At 60.6% G+C, this 14,078-nt stretch carries 13 protein-coding genes; 6 read left to right on the forward strand and 7 right to left on the reverse strand.

Going from position 1 to position 14,078, the window contains the following annotated elements; genetic code table 11:
* Nucleotide 1: 1 nt before the first annotated feature.
* Nucleotides 2–1,840, forward strand: a complete 1,839-nt coding sequence (locus YA0848_RS06705; protein WP_198712273.1) for a UvrD-helicase domain-containing protein — start codon at nucleotides 2–4, stop codon at nucleotides 1,838–1,840.
* A 49-nt stretch (nucleotides 1,841–1,889) separates the two neighbouring features.
* Here the strand turns inward: YA0848_RS06705 and radC are convergent, their stop codons facing one another.
* From radC to YA0848_RS06730, 5 genes are all read right to left on the reverse strand, one after another.
* A complete protein-coding gene (gene radC / locus YA0848_RS06710) occupies nucleotides 1,890–2,399 on the reverse strand; it encodes a RadC family protein (RefSeq protein WP_198712272.1) in 510 nt (169 codons plus the stop codon).
* 335 nt (nucleotides 2,400–2,734) lie between these two features.
* Nucleotides 2,735–3,883, reverse strand: coding sequence for a PDDEXK nuclease domain-containing protein (locus tag YA0848_RS06715; protein WP_442967194.1), 1,149 nt, complete (start codon nucleotides 3,881–3,883; stop codon nucleotides 2,735–2,737).
* A 14-nt stretch (nucleotides 3,884–3,897) separates the two neighbouring features.
* Nucleotides 3,898–5,097 (reverse strand): tyrosine-type recombinase/integrase, encoded by a 1,200-nt coding sequence (locus YA0848_RS06720; protein WP_198712270.1) that lies wholly within the window; start codon nucleotides 5,095–5,097, stop codon nucleotides 3,898–3,900.
* 229 nt (nucleotides 5,098–5,326) lie between these two features.
* Complete coding sequence (locus YA0848_RS06725; RefSeq protein ID WP_034099688.1) at nucleotides 5,327–6,238, reverse strand: DUF2167 domain-containing protein; 912 nt, start codon at nucleotides 6,236–6,238, stop codon at nucleotides 5,327–5,329.
* A gap of 74 nt (nucleotides 6,239–6,312) precedes the next feature.
* Nucleotides 6,313–7,176, reverse strand: a complete 864-nt coding sequence (locus tag YA0848_RS06730) for a LysR family transcriptional regulator (protein ID WP_169902474.1) — start codon at nucleotides 7,174–7,176, stop codon at nucleotides 6,313–6,315.
* A gap of 102 nt (nucleotides 7,177–7,278) precedes the next feature.
* On the opposite strand from YA0848_RS06730, the gene YA0848_RS06735 reads away from it, so the two are divergent.
* On the forward strand, nucleotides 7,279–8,238 hold the full coding sequence (locus YA0848_RS06735) for a DMT family transporter (protein WP_099311939.1): 960 nt from the start codon (nucleotides 7,279–7,281) through the stop codon (nucleotides 8,236–8,238).
* Here YA0848_RS06735 and YA0848_RS06740 read toward each other — a convergent pair.
* Together YA0848_RS06740 and YA0848_RS06745 are read right to left on the reverse strand one after the other, a co-directional pair.
* On the reverse strand, nucleotides 8,152–8,523 hold the full coding sequence (locus YA0848_RS06740) for a VOC family protein (RefSeq protein WP_099311941.1): 372 nt from the start codon (nucleotides 8,521–8,523) through the stop codon (nucleotides 8,152–8,154). The genes YA0848_RS06735 and YA0848_RS06740 overlap by 87 nt on opposite strands.
* A 54-nt stretch (nucleotides 8,524–8,577) precedes the next feature.
* On the reverse strand, nucleotides 8,578–9,339 hold the full coding sequence (locus YA0848_RS06745) for a substrate-binding periplasmic protein (protein WP_169902473.1): 762 nt from the start codon (nucleotides 9,337–9,339) through the stop codon (nucleotides 8,578–8,580).
* Between the two features lie 134 nt (nucleotides 9,340–9,473).
* Here YA0848_RS06745 and dnaX point away from each other — a divergent pair, with 134 nt between their 5' ends.
* From dnaX to recR, 4 genes are all read left to right on the forward strand, one after another.
* Entirely contained in the window at nucleotides 9,474–11,510 is a 2,037-nt protein-coding gene (gene dnaX / locus YA0848_RS06750; protein WP_034099684.1) for a DNA polymerase III subunit gamma/tau, read from the forward strand.
* Nucleotides 11,511–11,554: 44 nt separating this feature from the next.
* Nucleotides 11,555–11,893 carry a YbaB/EbfC family nucleoid-associated protein gene (locus YA0848_RS06755; RefSeq protein WP_017527493.1) on the forward strand — a complete coding sequence of 113 codons (339 nt, stop codon included), beginning with the start codon at nucleotides 11,555–11,557 and terminating at the stop codon, nucleotides 11,891–11,893.
* 132 nt (nucleotides 11,894–12,025) lie between these two features.
* On the forward strand, nucleotides 12,026–13,060 hold the full coding sequence (locus YA0848_RS06760; RefSeq protein WP_034099683.1) for an NADP-dependent oxidoreductase: 1,035 nt from the start codon (nucleotides 12,026–12,028) through the stop codon (nucleotides 13,058–13,060).
* A gap of 66 nt (nucleotides 13,061–13,126) precedes the next feature.
* The gene (recR, locus tag YA0848_RS06765) at nucleotides 13,127–13,729 is read left to right on the forward strand and encodes a recombination mediator RecR (RefSeq protein WP_014719453.1); all 603 of its coding nucleotides are present in this window, start codon (nucleotides 13,127–13,129) and stop codon (nucleotides 13,727–13,729) included.
* The last annotated feature ends 349 nt before the right edge of the window (nucleotides 13,730–14,078 follow it).

Here is a 14,078-nt window from a genome sequence, read left to right on the forward strand (position 1 = left end):
TATGTCTGCATGGGTAGAAAGCAAGGCAGATGCTCTGGTCCGTAAGTGCCTGGATGATCGCCGTAGTTTTGCAATGATTGCGGGAGCAGGTGCCGGCAAGACTAGCTCCCTCGTAGATGCTCTTCGTCGAGTTCGCGAGTTGGAGGGAAGTTTTCTCAAGAAGCATGGCCAACGCATTGCATGCATCACTTTTACCAAGCGGGCAGTAGAAGTCATAAAGGCGCGGCTTGGATTTGATGACTTATACCTTGTCTCAACTCTTCACGGTTTTTTGTGGGGGCAAATTAACCATTTCCATGAAGACATCCGGGAGGCTTTGCGTGAAAGTCGAATTCCAGCTCTCATAGAAAAATCCAGAGAGGATGACAATGGTGGGCAAAGCAAAAAAGCGAAGAAAGCTCGGGAAAAAATAGAGCGATTGACCAAACAGCTGACTGCGCTGGAGTTGGTCGAAAGATTTGGCTATTCAGACACTAACTTTAGTGATTACGAAAAAGGGCAAATCAGTCACGATGATGTCATAGAAATCGCTACCTACCTGCTTGCAAATAATCACACATTCAGGCGAATCATCGGCCTGCGCTTCCCTTATATTTTTGTTGATGAGGCGCAGGACACGTTTGATGGCATCGTTTCAGGGCTAAATCTCGTCTGCGCAGGTACAGGCCTTCCTCTGATCGGATATTTTGGTGATCCTTGGCAGCAAATCTATGATCGAAGTGCCGGGGATTTTGTACCTCCTGACAATGGGGAAATAATAAAGAAGTCTGAAAATTTTCGCTGTTCAAAAAGTGTTATCCGACTCCTCAATAAATACAGAGGAGATGTTGAACAGTATGCTGCGGGGGAAAACTCGTCGTGCGAAGGTAGTGTTGAATTTTTGCTGATACAAGCAGAAGAACCATCAGAGCCGCGCAAGCGATACTCTGAAGATCAAATCAAACGAGCCTTAGCGCGTATGGATGCAGCTATCGCGGGCTGGGGATGGACAGAGCGTAAAGATGTCGTAAAACTATTTCTGGCTCGGCAAATGATCGCTCGCAGGCTTGGGTTTTCTGATCTCAATCGTCTTTTCACAGGAGAGTATGCTTCTTCCCGGGCACAAGACGCATTTGAAGAAGGCGAGCACTTTCTTATCAAGCCATTTCTTTCGACCATTTGTCCGCTCATCAATGCTCAAGCCAAAGATGATGATAGAGCAGTCATCAATATTCTTCGTCGCAGCAGCCCAGCTTTTGCAACCGATGGTTTAAATGCAGAAAAATCATTGAAGCTGATGATTGAAGCGTCGAAATCGCTAGTAAATCAGCTTGTTGACCTATGGAATACAGAAAAAATTGGGCCCATCCTTCGATTTTGCGTTGAAAAGAAAATTATTCAACCATCCGAAAGACTTTGCGAAAATCTTGACCGTGATCCCAGGACAGAATCTTTCGATGAAGAGATTCACGGCCTAGATAAAGGAGACTGGCTTGCAGATTATTTTTTTCAAATGATGCCTGCGCAGATTGGATGCTACTTTGAATTCATTGTCAATAACACTGCCTACAGTACTCAGCATGGAGTCAAAGGCGAAGAGTACTCAAAAGTCCTAGTAGTTTATGATGATGTTGAGGCGGCGTGGAATCAATACAGTTTCAATAAAAAATTAACGCCACTAACAGCCGGTGAACCCTCTGATCGGCAGCGCGACGTAACGCAAAAACTTGCATACGTGTCATTCTCGCGTGCGATGGAGGATTTACGTGTTGTATTGTTCACTGCCAATCCGGAAGGTGCGCAAGCCGAACTCATTGAAAAGAAGTTGCTGGAACCCAGTCAAATCCAGATCATGCCCTGATCGCTATTTTTCTAATATCAAAGGGACAAAAGGGGCCGAAGCTCCAGGCTTAGATCAGGCCACGTTCAGCGAAGGACGCAGTGTCGCTACCGGCGACAATGACATGATCCAGCGTGCGCACCTCCACCAGCCCCAGCGCTTCCTTGAGCCGCTGCGTCAGCACCTTATCGGCCTGCGACGGCTCAGGATTCCCGCTCGGATGGTTGTGCGAAAGGATCACTGCCGCAGCATTGAGCCGTAGCGCTTCCTTGACCACTTCGCGCGGATACACCGATGCACTGTCGATGGTGCCGTGGAACATCTCCCGGTACTCGATCAGCCGGTGGCGCGTATCCAGAAACAGCACCGCAAAAACTTCATGCTCGAAGGCTGCCAGCTTGTTGCGCAGGTACTCCTTGACCAGCGCCGGCGAAGTGAACTCAGCACCACGTTGCATCTTCAGCTCGATGGCCTGGCGTGCCGCCTCAAGAATTTGATCCACAGATGCCGGCAGGTAGCGCCCTTGGGCGTCACGCACCATCAAAGCGTCATCGAACGAGGAAAAGGACAGTTGCGACATGATCGTGCTCCGGTTGCTCGGGCGGAATTGCCCGGAACCGTGGCCAGCACGGCGCAGCGCAAAGCAGTCAGGGGGCGTAGCCGACCGCCAGGGCGCAAGCGTGCAAGCACGCGCAGCCCTTGACGCTGCGAACGCCGTGATACGGTGAAGGGAACAGCAAGACCGCCTACACCCCACTCAGCCACGCACTCGCCGTTGGCAAGTGCGCAGCACGCGCAGGCCCGGATCAACGATCCAGGCCGGAGGCGTCAGGGATCGGCGCCGAATGGCTGTGATTTGGGACGAAGCACAGGGCGCAGCCCGCGAGCCCGACGGCGGTACGTCGGGGCGCACGACTATGGTTTGTCGTCCTTGAGAAACAGCGTTCCGCGAGATTCGAGCAGACGCCGCGTGTTCTCCAACTCTTTCTGTAGCAACTCGGCATCCGGCAACACCGTCCGGTAGTTCGCTGCCATTACCTTGGACGGCAAGCCATCCAGCGCATACCGCGCCAGAGCATGGCCCTTGTCTGCGCACAGGATCAGGCCCACCGGCGGATTCTCATCCGGGTAGGCCCAATGCTCCTTGGCATAGTTGCAGTACAGATGCATCTGCCCCACATCAGCATGGGTCAGGCTGCCCAGCTTCAGGTCGATAATGACCAGGCAGCGCAGCTTGCGATGGAAGAACAGCAGATCCACCCGATACCAAGTCTGGTCGATGCGCAACCGACGTTGCCGCCCGACGAAGGTGAAGCCTTCCCCGAGCTCCAGCAGGAAGTCTTCCAGGCGCTGGATCAAGGCCGCTTCCAGATCAGATTCTGAATACTCGTCCTTGAGGTCGAGGAACTCCAGCACATACGGGTCTTTGATCGCGTCATTGGGCGTGACGGCATCCTCGGGTTTGGCCACTGAACCCTTGACCAGCATCGCCGCCTTGTCCTTGGACAAGGCCGTTCGTTCGAAGAACTGGCTTCCAATCTGCCGGTCGAGCTGGCGCACGCTCCAGCCACCGCGCAGCGCTTCGACCTCGTAAAACTGGCGGGCATGGTCATCTTTGACCGACAGCAGCCGGACATAGGCCGACCACGGCAAGGTGAAGGCCTGGGCCAGTTCGGAGAGGTCGAATTTCCGAGACACTGTCTGGGATTTCTCGGCAGGCGACTCATTTCCCAATTTCCCAGACACTGTCTGGGAAATCTCCGGCTGGGGGTATGCGAGGAAGAAACGCCGCATGCTCTCCAGGTTGTTGACACCGAACCCGCGCCCGAACCGGGCCGTCAAGTCGGCGGACAAGCGCTCCATTAACTGCTCGCCGTAACCGGCCCGTCGCCTGCCTTTCTGCTCGGCTTCGACGATCCGGCGGCCAATCTCCCAATAGCTGGCTGTCATCAGCGCATTGACACTGCGTGCCGCCGCCTGCCGCGCCGCGTCCAGCAGCTCCACGATGCCGCCGTGGATACCAGCATAGCCGGCCGGTAAGGCCGCAGGTTTCCGCGTTGCCACGGGCGTCTTCCTTGTCATGCTGTCACCTCCATAGAACGGGACGCCCCGGTAATCGCCAAACGCCGATTCGCCACCAGTTCGGCGGCATCCCGCACCGGCTTGTCCTCGGTATGAACATAGTGCATAAACATCGCCACGGTCTTGTGACCTGTGAGCTTCATGCCCACCTTGGTCGGTACGCCCGAATTGGCAATGTCGGTCGTCGCCCTGTGGCGGATGCCATGCGTGCCAACGTGCGGAACGCCAGCGGCCTTGAGCACGCGCGTCCAGCCGCCGTAGTGCTCGCCGTGGGTTAGATGCCGGGTCGGGTCGTTCGGCGACGGCAGGACATAGGGGCAGCCTTCCCGGCGGGGCGCGGTGGACAGTAGCCGATAGGCTTCCTCACTCATAGGCTTGGAGATACCGCCGGTCTTGCTGTCAGGCCAGACGACACGGCGCTTTTCCAGATCAACCCAAGCCCATTCGAGTGGGCAGATTTCGGAACGACGGGCAGCGAATTCGAATTGCAGGCGGATCGCCAGCGGGATGACGTAGTTCTCCAGTCCCTCGGATTCCAGATGCTCCAGGTGGCGGAAGATCCGCACCAGCTCGTCATCGACGATGAGCCGGGTTTCCTTGCCGGGTGGATACATCGGGACGTGGCGGCACGGATTCGTGCCGTCCGGGCGCAGCCCCCACACTTCGGCCAGGTTGAACATCTTGCGCAATACGCCGAAGGTGCGGTTCGCCTCGGCCTGCTTGTAGGCCAGCTTCTTCATCAGCGCGGCCACATCCGGGCGCTTCACGTCCTGCACCTTCATCCGGCCCATGATCGGGATGATGCAGCGGTCAATCACGCCCTGATAGCCGCGCTGGGTGCTGGGCTTGTTGCGCTGCTTGGAGTAGTCCTCCATGAAGGTGTGGCAGAACTCCTTCATGGTCGGTGCCTTGCGGGCGGCATTCTTGGCCGCACTGGGGTCGCCGCCCCTGCGTACCTCAGCCAGCCACTCCTGCGCCATTGTGCGTGCCTGATCGACCGTCAGTTCCCCATACTGGCCCAAGGCGGGCTTGCGGCGCTCGCCGGCATTCGTGCGGTACTGGAGCATGAACACCTTGCGACCCGCCGGGGTGATCTTGCACAGGAAGCCGGGCACCACGGTATCCCGCAGTTCGATGGCCTTGTCTTGGGGTTGTGCCGCATCAACTGCGGACTTGGTGAGCTTGATCTTCGCCATGATGACTCCTCGGAAAACCCGGTTTCCAAGAGCCGCATGGGAGCCACGCGAGGGGAAGCCGGGTCAAGTTTCGGAAAGCACCGGCATATGTTGAACTCGCCTAAGTGATTGATAAACCTGCTGTATCGAGCTTTGGCGTAGTCCAGCGAATTGCGGTACTGGAGTCATCGTGAAACAAAAAAACGCCGCCGTGTGTCTGGCACACGGCGGCGTTTTTTATGGGCGGGGTTCAGCCCTTATTGCGGCTGAACAACTTGCGGATACCGGCGAGCAACGCCACCACGCCGATGACCAAAAACTTCTTCGCCGCCAGCAGGAAAATGCCGATCTTGGCGAACAACCCGGCCTTGGCGGCAATCCCACCGGCCACCAGTGCCGCTAGGCCATAGGTGGCCATTTTGTCGGTGCTGGGGTTGAAGTCGGTGTACAGGTTGCCATCGGTGAAGTTGGTGAAGGCCAGCACCTTGGGCAGCTCTTGCTTGATGGTCGGCAGGTCGGCCATGGCGGCAACGGCATTGAGTTCCAGCACGCCTTCACGGCCCAGTACGCGGATGCTGTAGTTGAGGGTGTTCTGATCGGCGTCGTCGGCTTTCAGCTCGCGGGCCCAGTACATCTTGTGGGTGGTGTCGTCATAGTGCGGCGGCTCGGCCCAGCCCAGCAGATGCAGGCCGGCGTAGCCTTGTTTCTTGCGTTCCTGGTTCTCGGCCTCGTCTTCTTCCTGCATCTGCTTGAGCAGGTCGGCGTAGTCGATTTTCGCCGCGTCCTCGTCGGAAATATGCCCATCGGCCTTGTAGCTGACGATCACGCCCCAGCCACGCTCGGACAGCGGGCTAACGGCTTTGGGTACGATCATGCCCAGGGTCTTGAAGCCCGGTGGGTTGCCCCAGCCGTCGGTCAGCAGGCGTTCGGTATCGGCCGGGTCGAGGTAGTAGAACTCGTCGTTGAGTTTGAGGGTGGCGATGCCGCTGGGCAGGGTGACCGTGCCGGTTTTTTTCTTCAGCGAAGCCAGGAAATGTTCGGCGGTTTCAGCCGGTTCAGCGGCGGCGCTGGCTTCGACCGGTGCAGGTGTGGCGGCGGCGAAGGCGGGTACGACGGGCAGGCTCAGAGCAGCCGCCGCAAGCAACAAGCGGAAGTAATTCACGGTAGTCCCTTACATTTTGAATTAATTTCGCGGGAGGATAACGGAAAAACCTGCTACGGGCATCCAGATATGGCTTAGCCGAAGGTTTCGCGCAGCAAATCGGCAAAGGCATCCCGCGCCAGGTGCCGCTGCGTGTCGGTGTGCCAGAACAGCAGATTGTCCACGGCCTCAAGCTCCTCGAACCGGTACGAAGCCAACTGACTGGCCTGCTCATAACGCGCCAGAATCCCTTCCGGCGCCAACGCCACGCCGATCCCGGCGCTGACGCAGCCGATGATCGTGCCCCAGCTGGCATAGGTGGCGATGCTCGGTGTGATGTCATGGGGTTTGAGCCAGTTTTCCAGCGCGGCGCGATAGGGGCAGCCACTTGGCCACACCAACAACGTGCGCCCCGCCAGGTCCTGTGCACCGTGAATGGGCACACTGCACGCGCTGGCGATCAGCACCAGGCGTTCGCGGTAGACCACGCTGTGTTCGAGTTTGGCTCGCGGGTTACCGGCGGCCACCAGGGCCACGTCCAGGCGATGGTGTTGCAGGTCGTCCAGCAATGGGCTCCAGGCGCCGGTCACCAGTTCCAGGCTGACTTGCGGGTAACGCCGGTGATACTCCGCCAGCAGCGGTGGCAAGCGGCCGCTGGCGCAGGATTCCACCGCGCCGATGCGCAAGGTGCCACGGGGGATGGCAGTGGCATCCACTGCGCGTTTGGACTCATCCACCAGCGCCAGGATGCGCTCGCAGTAGTCGAGAAAAATTTCACCCGCCGCGCTGATCGCCAGCCCGCGTCCGGCACGGATAAATAACGGCGTGCCCAGCTCGCTCTCCAGCTGCTTGATGCGCGTGGTGATGTTGGAGGGCACGCAATGCAGCTGCACGGCTGCCTGGGCCACGCTGCCCGTCTGCGCCACGGCGCGCACCATTTTCAGTTGGGCCAGTTCCATTGCTCAATTCCCGTGATTTCAGAAGTCAGAAACGCTTAATTGTCCTGCGCCGCGTCCGGGCCAAGACTGAAGGCCTTCTTTCGCGGTTTCCGGACGCTCTCGATGAACACACCGTCACGCCTGAAGCTTACGCTAGTCACCGCCAGCGTGATCCTCTGCTGGGCCTATTCGCCGATTGGTGTGCATCTGGGCCTGCACAGCTACAGCCCCGGCCAGCTGGCGTTGTTGCGCTTTTTGATCGCGTCGCTGTTTATGGCCGGGGTGGCGCTGGTACTGGGCATTGGCCGACCGCGCTGGCGGGACGTGCCCTGGTTGCTGGTGCTGGGGTTCTTCGGCGTGTTCCTGCACCACACAGCCCTCAACTATGGACAGCAATGGGTCACGGCGGCGGCCTCCAGCGTATTGGCGCAGTCGGCCCCGCTGTTCAGTGTGCTGATCGCTTTTTGGGTTTTGAAGGAGCGGGTGAGTGTGTGGCGTTGGGTGTGTGTGTTGTTGGGGCTGGTCGGGGTAGGGGTGGTGATCTGCGGTGATCGGGGCATCGGCGAGATCGACCCGCGCGGCGTGCTGATCCTGCTGGCAGCGCTGTCCTGGAGTGTGTATTTCGCCCTTCAGAAACACTACGCCCATCGCTACAGCCCGCTGACCATGGCGTGCTACATGGTGTGGGCGGGCACCCTGATGCTCTGCGTGAACCTGCCGGGCCTGCCCGCGGCGGTGCTGAGGGCGCCGTTGACGGAGAACCTGGCGGTGCTGGTGCTGGGCATTTTTCCCAGCGCTCTGGCCTATCTGGCGTGGGGCTATGTGTTGAAACATGTGGAGGTCAGCCGCGCGTCGGTGGCGATGTACCTGATTCCGCCAGTGGCGATGCTGATGGCCGCCACTCTGCTGGGTGAGCAGGTGACGCCCTGGGTGGTGCTCGGTGCGCTGATCGTGCTGGCCAGCGTGGCGGCCATCAGCCTGGAGGGGCGCTGGCGCTTAGTCGTGCAGGCAGAATGCGCGCAACCGGTGGCCGTCGAAGTCCTCGGCGACGAAGGTATAGCCGAAGTCCAGATCCGTCGGTGACTGAATGATCGTGGCGCCCCGTGCCGACCACTGCGCGTGCAAGGTGTCCACGGCGGTGTTGTCCGCCAGTGACAGCCCCACTTCCGCGCCGCCGCCCGTCAGCGTGGCGGCCGGTTCCACGGTGTGGCGCGACCACAGCCCCAGCTTGACGCCGTTATCGAGTATGAACAGGGCAAAGGTCGGGTTGAGTTCAACGGGCGGCTTATCGAGCAAGCGGCTGTAGAAATTCGCGCTGGTGGCGGGGCTGTCGACATACAGCAGGAAATAATGGGCGACGGTGTGCATGCAGGTTCCTTGAGGGCAGGCGGTTAAGTCAGCCCAGTCTAAAAGGTCGCACTGTCAGTTCTTGTCAGGAGCGTGGGGCACCGATGGAATCTGGCCGGTGTACAGCTGAATGATCTTGTCGATTTCCCCTGACATTTTCATGCGCTGCAACGTGTCCAGGATTTGCTGCACCGGCAAATTGGGATCGTTACGCACAATGCAGCCCAGGCTCAACTCATCGACCACGGCGACCTTATGCAGACGCCGACCAAGCGGCAGGGACTGGTTGAAGCGATCAACCGTCCACTCGTTGATGACGGCGTATTGAAAGCGCCCAGCCAGCAGTTTTTGCAACACCTGTTCCTCACTGCGCGCTTCGTCACGGGTCAGCCGTCCGCTGGCAAACAACGCGGCCAGGCCGATGTAGCGGTAATTGAGTACGGTGCCGATGGCCTGCGGGGCCAGGTTGCTCAGTGTGACCGGTTGTTCGTCGGTACTGACCAGGACGCTGCGCTGCGCCATCAGCGGCACGCTCCAGGCGTAGTCGCCGGGGAGGTCATCGAGCCAGGCCTGGGTGACATAACAGCGCACGTCGATGTCGCCATGGAGCAAGGCAGTGGCGATGCGCGCGCGTGCCAGCACTTGGAACCGGGCCGGTAGGCCGAGCTGTGTGGCCAGGCTCGCCATCACGTCATACAAAATGCCCTGGGTCGGCTGACCGTTCTCCACTTGCACCATCGGCATCGCCCAACTGTCGGAAATCGAAAAACGCAGCGGGGCAGGCGCCGCCAAGCTGGCCGTGGTGATTATCCATAAAGCGCCCAGGACTACGCGCATACACTCTCCAGGTTCAGGCCGTTTCGGGGGCCAGTCAGCAGAGCTTAGTCAGATTAGACGAGCGTGCCGGATGCAATTTCCCCCTTGCTCCGCTAGCATTACCGGCCTCTGCTTCCCAGTTGCGACGGTTTTCGATGAGTTATCAGGTTCTTGCACGTAAATGGCGCCCGCGCTCGTTCCGCGAAATGGTCGGCCAGACCCATGTGCTCAAGGCTCTGATCAATGCCTTGGACAGCCAACGGCTGCACCACGCCTACCTGTTCACCGGTACCCGGGGGGTGGGCAAGACCACGATCGCGCGGATCATCGCCAAGTGCCTGAACTGTGAAACCGGGATCACCTCAACGCCCTGCGGCACCTGTTCGGTATGCCGGGAAATCGACGAAGGGCGTTTCGTCGACCTGATCGAGATCGACGCCGCCAGCCGCACCAAGGTCGAAGACACCCGCGAACTGCTGGACAACGTGCAGTACGCCCCGAGCCGTGGCCGCTTCAAGGTCTACCTGATCGACGAAGTGCACATGCTGTCCAGCCACTCCTTCAACGCCTTGTTGAAAACCCTGGAAGAGCCGCCGCCCTACGTCAAATTCATCCTGGCCACCACCGACCCGCAGAAACTTCCTGCAACCATTCTGTCGCGGTGCCTGCAGTTTTCCCTGAAGAACATGACTCCCGAGCGAGTGGTCGAGCATTTGACCCATGTGCTGGGTGTCGAGAACGTGCCGTTCGAAGACGACGCGCTGTGGCTGCTCGGCCGCGCGGCCGATGGCTCGATGCGTGACGCCATGAGCCTCACCGACCAGGCCATCGCCTTTGGCGAAGGCAAGGTCATGGCCGCCGATGTGCGTGCCATGTTGGGCACCCTGGATCACGGCCAGGTCTTCGACGTGCTGCACGCATTGATCGACGGCGATGCCAAGGCGTTGTTGGAGGCCGTGCGCCATTTGTCGGAGCAAGGCCCGGACTGGAACGGCGTGCTCTCGGAAATTCTCAATGTGCTGCACCGCGTGGCCATCGCCCAGGCTCTGCCTGAAGGTGTCGACAACGGCCACGGCGACCGCGACCGGGTGCTGGCGTTGGCCCAGGCATTGCCGGCCGAAGACGTGCAGTTCTATTACCAGATGGGCCTGATCGGCCGTCGCGATTTGCCCCTGGCGCCGGATCCGCGCGGCGGTTTTGAAATGGTGCTGTTGCGCATGCTGGCGTTCCGGCCCGCCGATACGGCGGATGCGCCGAGACAGCCGCTAAAGCCAGTGGGGATCAGCCAGGCCACAGTTGATTCCGCCAAACCTGTGGCTGGCGCCGCCGTGGTCGCGCCAGTTGCCGCCGCGCCTGCGCCGGTCGCGCCTCCAGCTGAGGCGCCTGAGCCAGTAGTGGTTGCCGCGCCTGAGCCCGACCCTGTGGTCGACCTGCCGTGGAACGAACCGGCGGACGCCGAGCCCGAGCCCGAGTTGCAGCCTGCCGTGGAGCCCGTGCTGGAAACCACCGGCGAGCAACCCGAACTGACCCCGATGCCCACGCCGACGCCTGACAGCGTGGTGCCGGATGCGCCGGAGTGGGTGTCCGCGCCAGTGCCCGAGCCGACGGTCGCCCAAGTCGACGCGGCCACGCCGGGCATCGACCTCGACGACGAGCCGCCGCTGGACGAAGACTACATCGAGCCGGACATGGATTCGGCCTACAGCTACCTGGACGAATTGGCCAGCGAACACGCCGCCGAACCTGCCCCGGAGCCCGAGCCTGAACCCGCCGCAGCGCCGGCCACCGGTCTGGCTCTGCAGTGGCTGGAACTGTTCCCGAAATTGCCGATTTCCGGCATGACCGGCAGCATCGCCGCCAACTGCACACTGATCGCCGTCGACGGCGACCACTGGTCGCTGCACCTGGACCCGGCCCACAGTGCCTTGTTCAATGCAACCCAGCAGCGTCGCCTCAATGATGCCCTTAACCAGTACCATGGGCGCACGCTGACGATCAGCATCGAATTGATCAAGCCTGAGCAGGAAACCCCGGCCCAGGCCGCGACACGCCGGCGTCTGAACCGCCAGCGTGAAGCCGAGGACGCGATCCACGCCGATCCGCTCATCCAGCAAATGATGCAGCAGTTCGGTGCGGTGGTGCGCCACGATACTATTGAACCTGTCGAAGCTCCGGTGCCCCAGGCGTCATGACACCGGGCTACTAACTTGATCCACGTACTTTTGAGGTGATTCCCATGATGAAAGGTGGCATGGCCGGCCTGATGAAGCAGGCGCAGCAGATGCAGGAAAAAATGGCCAAGATGCAGGAAGAACTGGCCAACGCCGAAGTCACCGGTAAAGCCGGTGGTGATATGGTCAGTGTGGTGATGACCGGTCGTCACGACATCAAGCGCGTGAGCATCGACCCGAGCCTGCTTGAAGGCGTCAGCGATGACGACCGTGAGGTGCTGGAAGATCTGTTCGCGGCTGCCGTGAACGACGCAGTGCGCAAGATCGAAGCCAACAGCCAGGACAAAATGTCCGGTGTGACCGCCGGCATGCAACTGCCGCCGGGCATGAAGCTGCCGTTCTGATCCGCAGGCTTTAGCTAGACTCCAATGCCAGGCATCGCGCCTGGCATTTTTGTTTATGCCGATCCGATCGAACCCCGGCACGGCACCCATGGTCTGCACCCTATACCGATGAATTCGATAAGGAGCCCTCTGATGCCTCACGAACCGACACTCAACCAGCGAATCGTCCTGGTTTCGCGTCCTAAAGGCGCACCGACCCCGGAGAACTTCCGCCTGGAGCGTGTGACTTTGCCGGAGCTGGCGGACGGCCAGGTGCTGCTCAAAACCCTGTACTTGTCCCTTGACCCCTACATGCGTGGGCGGATGAGCGATGCGCCGTCCTACGCGGCACCGGTGGAAATCGACGAGGTGATGACCGGCGGCGCTGTCAGCCGGATCGAGCAGTCGCGTCATCCGAAGTTTGAAGTGGGTGATCTGGTGGTCGGTGCGACCGGCTGGCAGAGCCACAGCATTTCCGACGGCCGCAACCTGATACCGGTGCCTAAGGGGCTGGCCAGTCCTTCCATGGCGCTGGGTGTGCTGGGCATGCCCGGCATGACCGCCTACATGGGCCTGATGGACATCGGCCAGCCAAAGGCCGGCGAAACCCTGGTGGTGGCCGCGGCGTCCGGAGCGGTCGGCTCGGTGGTGGGGCAGGTGGCTAAGCTCAAGGGCCTGCGTGTGGTCGGTATTGCGGGCGGCGCGCAGAAGTGCCGCTATGTGGTGGACGAGTTGGGCTTTGATGCCTGTATCGACCATAAAAGCGAGGACTTTGCCGACGAGTTGGCCCAGGCCTGCTTCAAAGGTGTGGACATCTATTTCGAAAACGTCGGCGGCAAGGTCTTCGACGCAGTGTTGCCGCTGCTGAACGCCAAGGCACGGGTGCCGCTGTGCGGCCTGATCGCCGGCTATAACGCCCATGAGGCGCCCAGTGGTCCAGATCGTCTACCGGCCCTGCAACGGACTCTGCTGACCAAGCGCGTGCGCATCCAGGGCTTTATTGTGTTTGATGACTACGGCGACCGTCAGCCCGAGTTCCTCAGCGCCATGGCGCCGTGGGTGCGCGAGGGCAAGATCAAGTTCCGCGAAGATGTGGTCGAGGGCCTGGAGCAGGCGCCCGAAGCCTTTATCGGCCTGCTCGAAGGGCGCAACTTCGGCAAGTTGGTGGTGCGCGTCGCGCAGGATTGATCATTTGACGCTAATCCGGGGCGCGGGTATAAACCGCGTCTCGTCGTTTTGTCGGACCCATGCCCCATGAGCTTCAGCCCCCTGATTCGTCAACTGATCGACGCCCTGCGTACTTTGCCGGGTGTCGGCCAGAAAACCGCCCAGCGCATGGCGCTGCAATTGCTGGAGCGTGACCGCAGCGGCGGCACTCGCCTGGCCCAGGCCCTGAGCCAGGCCATGGAAGGCGTTGGCCACTGTCGCCAGTGCCGCACTCTCACCGAAGAAGAGCTTTGCCCGCAATGCGCGGACCCGCGCCGCGACGACACTTTGCTGTGCGTAGTGGAAGGGCCGATGGATGTGTATGCGGTGGAACAGACCGGCTATCGCGGACGCTACTTCGTGCTCAAGGGCCACCTCTCGCCGCTCGACGGCCTCGGCCCGGAGGCCATCGGCATCCCGCAACTGGTGGCGCGTATCGAGGAGCAGGGCACCTTTACCGAAGTCATCCTCGCCACCAACCCCACGGTGGAAGGTGAAGCGACTGCCCATTACATCGCCCAACTGCTGACCAACAAAGGCCTGATCACTTCACGCATCGCCCACGGCGTGCCGCTGGGAGGCGAGTTGGAACTGGTGGACGGCGGCACCCTGGCGCACTCTTTCGCCGGCCGCAAACCCATCGCCCTCTAGCCACCCCGGCTGTTGTAGTGAGCAGGCTTGCCCTGCGCTGGGCTGCGAAGCCGCCCCGCAACCTGGCAACCGTTTCCGCCTGACACACCGCAGCACCTGCAGACGGGGCCGCTTCGCGCCCCAGCGCGGGGCAAGCCCGCTCACCACTGCAAACATGTGCGCCGCTCCCCGTGTAGTGAGCAGGCTTGCCCTGCGCTGGACTGCGAAGCCGCCCCACAACCTGGCAACCGTTTCCGCCTGACGCTCCGCAGCGCCTGCAGACAGGACCGCTTCGCGCCCCAGCGCGGGGCAAGCCCGCTCACCACTGCAAGCATGTGCGCCGCTCCCCGTGTAGTGAGCAGGCTTGCCC

The sequence above is a fragment of the Pseudomonas sp. S4_EA_1b genome (assembly GCF_016307435.1).
In the GTDB taxonomy this organism is placed as follows: domain Bacteria; phylum Pseudomonadota; class Gammaproteobacteria; order Pseudomonadales; family Pseudomonadaceae; genus Aquipseudomonas; species Aquipseudomonas rhodesiae.